The 860-nt window shown below is 49.0% G+C and carries 2 protein-coding genes and 1 pseudogene; 2 read left to right on the forward strand and 1 reads right to left on the reverse strand.

Features of this window, described 5'->3' with window-relative positions:
• Together BFF42_RS18785 and BFF42_RS18790 are read left to right on the forward strand one after the other, a co-directional pair.
• The coding region (locus BFF42_RS18785; RefSeq protein WP_000318964.1) for an integrase core domain-containing protein at positions 1 to 286 on the forward strand (286 nt) is incomplete at its 5' end.
• Positions 287 to 372: 86 nt separating this feature from the next.
• Positions 373 to 762 (forward strand): annotated as a pseudogene (locus tag BFF42_RS18790) (LysR family transcriptional regulator); the annotation flags it as partial.
• Positions 763 to 791: 29 nt separating this feature from the next.
• Here the strand turns inward: BFF42_RS18790 and BFF42_RS28415 are convergent.
• Positions 792 to 860 (reverse strand): hypothetical protein (locus tag BFF42_RS28415; RefSeq protein WP_369803596.1); only part of this gene is annotated, 69 nt, incomplete at its 5' end.

Below are 860 nucleotides of genomic sequence, written 5' to 3' on the forward strand. Positions count from 1 at the left end.
AACACGCCAGTTCGCCCGGATGTTGGGACTTGAACCGAAGAACACGGCGGTGCGGAGTCCGGAGAGTAACGGAATAGCAGAGAGCTTCGTGAAAACGATAAAGCGTGACTACATCAGTATCATGCCCAAACCAGACGGGTTAACGGCAGCAAAGAACCTTGCAGAGGCGTTCGAGCATTATAACGAATGGCATCCGCATAGTGCGCTGGGTTATCGCTCGCCACGGGAATATCTGCGGCAGCGGGCTTGTAATGGGTTAAGTGATAACAGATGTCTGGAAATATAGGGGCAAATCCAGTACCCGACACAGAACATTTAAAAAAATGAATGTTTTTATATTCTAGATTCGATATTTTCGATAGGTTTGGGGTTATGGATCTGCGCCGTTTTATTACGCTTAAAACCGTGGTGGAAGAGGGTTCCTTTTTGCGAGCTTCGCAAAAATTGTGCTGTACACAATCGACGGTGACTTTTCATATTCAGCAGCTTGAGCAGGAGTTTTCAGTCCAGTTATTTGAGAAAATTGGCCGACGGATGTGCCTTACCCGCGAAGGAAAAAAGTTGCTGCCGCACATTTATGAACTTACCCGAGTGATGGATACGCTTCGTGAGGCTGCCAAAAAGGAGTCAGATCCGGACGGGGAACTACGCGTTGTTTCGGGCGAAACGTTGCTCTCTTACCGAATGCCGCAGGTGTTGCAGCGTTTTCGGCAACGCGCACCAAAAGTGCGTTTATCGTTGCAGTCGCTGAACTGTTACGTGTAAGCGTCAACGGAGCACCGTATTGACGCTTATTTATTGGTGAGTGCTACGTTCCATGGCAGGAGTTCGTCAACACGGTTGGAAGGCCATTCCGGCAG

Source organism: Shigella sp. FC1661, assembly GCF_001712525.1.
Lineage (GTDB): Bacteria > Pseudomonadota > Gammaproteobacteria > Enterobacterales > Enterobacteriaceae > Escherichia > Escherichia coli.